We start from the raw sequence: 4,074 nt of genomic DNA, 5'->3' as shown, positions 1-4,074 counted from the left end.
CCACTTTCAAAACGTTTCAGTTTGGTCAAGCTCAAGGCGGGCGAAAATTTCAACCGCAGGAATACATTGAGTATTTCGAGGATTGAAATTTGAGCCCAACGCAGAGATCGGCCAAAATGGGGCGTTTTGAAACTGGCTCTAAAGAATATTTATTTCTTCAAAAACTTACAGCAGGGCCGTTAGCTCAACTAGGCAGAGCACCTGACTCTTAATCAGTAGGTTATTGGTTCGATTCCAATACGGCCCACCAATTAAAATCAACACTAAAGATATCTCCTCCCTTGCCCATACAATCTTTCAAATACTCAAGAAAATATTGACTATTTTATTTTATAATTGTAGTCCATTTCAAGTAATTCTCACATCTAATTTTTTATAGTTATTCAATATGATACAAGAAAACAACTTACTTCAAACACTTTATTGGTCAAAAACAACTCAACGAAAAATATGGGGAAAGTCGACAAATTCAAAAATCCGTTGTTTATACAACACTTTATTATTTAGGATTTGCTGATTTTCAAAGAGGCGGAGAAATTCTATCAAAAACTATTTGTTACATACTCTATGCGGGCTGGATAGCAGATAAATTCTGATCTGTCCTGAGTTTATCCCAACCGCATCAGTAATAATATTTAAACCTTGTTTAAATTAAACTGTAAATAGAAGAAAGGGGGTGACCGAAATTTAGAGTTAATGACAGTTTTTGATCTTTTATCATATTAGGGGAGGAAAGAACATGAAGAATAAGAGTATGTTTTTTATGGTGATTGTTATAATTGTGACATCTCTTTGCCTTAATTATGCTACAGAGGTAAAGGCTGGTGAAAGTTTATTGGGGGATAAGGTAAATCTAACCGGATTCATTGAGAGCCAAACGGCCCTTCGCCTGGAAAATGGAGTAAACGATGATTACCAGCTTTCCAGAATGCGAAATACCCTGCAGGTGGAAGGTGCAGTAGATATCACTGACTGGCTGAAGTTTAATACAATTGCAAGAGGCTATTTCGATGCCGTTTACGAACTGGATCATACAATTAATGATTCGCCCAAGCACAGGGCTAAGGTTCCGGAAGGACGCCATAATGAATCGTTATACGGCGACCGCAACATGGAGCAGGAAATTGATTTACGTGAATACTATTTTCGTGCTTTTTTCAAAAACTCCACTCTTAAAATCGGCAGGCAGCAGATAGTATGGGGGGAAGCGGATCTTTTCAGGATGTCTGATATCATTAATCCTCTGGACGTGAGTGCAGGAGGAAGCTTTGTACAGGATCTTGAAAATGTGAGAGTTCCCTTAAGGGCAATAGATGTTGTACATGAGATTCCCGGCCAGCATGGTTTCAAGCTGGAGCTTGTTGCTATACCTGAAGATTTCCGTCCTAATGTAGCTTCTGCTCCGGGTGGAAACTGGGATCCATTTTATGCTACTACACCGGATGTAAATGCTACAATTTATGTCCCAACCGGCGCTGTTCCTATTGGCTTTGCCGGCCCTCCGGTAAACCTCAACTGGAACAGGCAAAATATTGCCGATGCTTTGATCGATGCCATGGAACGTGATCTGAACAAATTCCAGGATGACAAAAAGTTTCAGGGCGGTGCAAGACTGAGGGCAAGATTTGGCGATTGGGACGGCTCGTTATTTTATTACTATTCACGTGCTCAGGATGCAGTAATGACTCTAGATAAAACTGGTGAAGCTCAGATAGACGGGGCCTTTGCCCAATTAAATACATTTGGAAATGCTATACCTTTGGAAATGCTTGCTAATGGAATAGCAAATACAGGCCCTTCTTTTATCGGATCTGCTCTTCATTTTCACTGGCCGAAAGTACAAAATGTAGGTATGACATTTAACGTTCCGGAACCTTTGACAGATGCAATAATCCGGTTTGAATCGGCCTATACTATTGATCAGCCCTTTACTGTCAATTCCCCCAATGGTAATATCCAATATTTGCAAAGCGTACTTGATCCATCAGGTTTATTAATATTTCCTGACACAAAATATACGGAAAAAGATGTTTTCGCCTATATGATTGGCTTTGATCGCCCCACATTTATATCAGCCTTGAATCGTGATAAAACATTTTTTATATCCGGTCAGTTATATCAAAAATTCATAATTAATGCTGCCGATGGAATGAAAACCGGTTTAGGCCGGGAGGGCTACAGCAAACAGCAGACCATGGTTACACTTCTTATAAACACTGAATATTTTGACGGAAGAATCACACCGGAATTGCTCGGAGCTTATGATTTCAGCGCAAAAGCCGGGCTGACAAGAGCCACACTCACCTATAGCCCGACTTACAGGGCAAGTATAGTCTTAGGAGGAATATGGCTGTATGCAAGAGAAAATACCGCATCAATGGTCGGCCCATTTCAGCGTGATGATGAAATTTTTCTTCATCTCAAATATACATTTTAATGATCAACTGCTATTTGCCTGAAACTGATGGGCTATGTATTAATTAGGTTTTATAAGAATTTACGGAGGTAAGATATGTCAAAAAAACTTTTTATAAGCAGTATTCTTGCTTTGTTGATGGTATTTATTCATCAAAATAGCTGGGCCGAAGGTACAGGCTTACCAAAAGCTCCGAATTGGTCTTTCGGGGCTGAAATTCCTATCTTAAAGGAATTGGGGGTTACCTATAAAGGTCCTGCAAACGGTCCTAATCCGGCCATAGAAAATGCAAAGATCATCAATTCCTGGGGCTACAAGGCCAAACCCATAGAGGAGATAAAAGATTTACTCCCGGAAGAATTTTATGAAGTTCTTCAAAATCCCAAAAAGTGGGGTGATTTCAGGATCAATGAAATCGCCAATATCCCCATTCCCACCAAAGGCACTCTTTATGAGAAGTACCTGGAATTAACGGAAAAATATAAGGGTACATGTACATTGGATGCCAGGGGACAGTTGCAAAACTACGTTGGCGGCCGTCCCTTTCCCGGTGCCGATCCTGAAAAAGATATCATGAAATTGATGTGGAATTGGGAAAAGACATATTATCGTGATGATATGCCCGCCGGGTTTTTGGCATCCAATATTGATGCGTCAGGATTTACCCGTAATGCCTTTGCTGAAAAGTTGGTGATGCGTTTTGATACCAGGCTGGAAGCCGATCCAAACCCCATTTACCAGCCCAATCCCAAAGGTATCGATAATATCCTGGCTTATGGTTATACCGCCCCCTACAATGTCGCCGGTATGATCCAACTCACTTACCGGTATTATGATCCTGATAAGGAAGATGATACATGGATGTATATTCCGGCCATGCGAAGGGTACGGCGGATGTCAACGGCCCAAAGACAGGATCGGATGCCGGCCGGCATGAACTTCATCTACGATACCAACGAAGGTTTCCAGGGAAAACTGGCGCGTTGGCATTGGAAATACTTAGGGAAAAAGGTTATGCTTTCTCCTGCCAATGGTACAACCCAGCTTCAGATAGATCTGAAAGGTCATATGACGGGGGTGGATAACCGCTACTACCGCACAACCATGTATATAGTTGAAGGTACGCCGGAAAAAGCTATTACCTTAAGTAAAATCAAACTTTATATTGATTCCGAACGCTTACTGATTCCCTATGCCGTCAACTACGATGTCAAGGGGAGACCCTGGTTTTTTCAATATTACGGCTATTCTCCCGATGGCAAATGGATTCCCTGTCCATACAACATGTTCTCAATCGACTTACAAAGAACTTACAGCACCCGGGCACTTCTTACTTCAACTGACTTCAATTTGAGTATGAAACCTGAAGATTTCAGCATGGAAGTTCTGAAGCGAAAATTTCAGCAACGTTAATAAAATGCGGAGCAAATCCGGGGAATTTCCACGGATTTGCTCCACAAAGACAATCACGAAATTTAAAACCATATCATGATGTAAGATCTATTCAATATATCTATGAGCCACTTTCAAAACGTTTCAGTTTGGTCAAGCTCAAGGCGGGAGAAAATTTCAACCACAGGAATACATTTAGTATTTCGAGGATTGAAATTTGAGCCCAACGCAGAGATCGGCCAAAATGGGGCGTTTTGAAACTGGCT

Annotated in this window: 2 protein-coding genes and 1 tRNA gene; all 3 read left to right on the top strand. The window is 41.1% G+C overall.

Annotated features, from left to right (window positions below; translation table 11 throughout):
* Positions 1-173 precede the first annotated feature (173 nt).
* The 3 genes from KKC46_15140 to KKC46_15130 all read left to right on the top strand — a co-directional run bounded on the left by KKC46_15140 (position 174) and on the right by KKC46_15130 (position 3,829).
* A tRNA-Lys gene (locus KKC46_15140) sits at positions 174-250 on the top strand.
* A 489-nt stretch (positions 251-739) separates the two neighbouring features.
* On the top strand, positions 740-2,437 hold the full coding sequence (locus KKC46_15135; protein MBU1055136.1) for a hypothetical protein: 1,698 nt from the start codon (positions 740-742) through the stop codon (positions 2,435-2,437).
* A 75-nt stretch (positions 2,438-2,512) separates the two neighbouring features.
* Positions 2,513-3,829 carry a DUF1329 domain-containing protein gene (locus KKC46_15130; GenBank protein ID MBU1055135.1) on the top strand — a complete coding sequence of 439 codons (1,317 nt, stop codon included), beginning with the start codon at positions 2,513-2,515 and terminating at the stop codon, positions 3,827-3,829.
* The last annotated feature ends 245 nt before the right edge of the window (positions 3,830-4,074 follow it).

The organism is Pseudomonadota bacterium, assembly GCA_018817425.1.
Taxonomy (GTDB): domain Bacteria; phylum Desulfobacterota; class Desulfobacteria; order Desulfobacterales; family RPRI01; genus RPRI01.
Note: the sequence above shows the minus strand (reverse complement) of the source record. Positions and strands in the feature narration are given on the sequence as shown.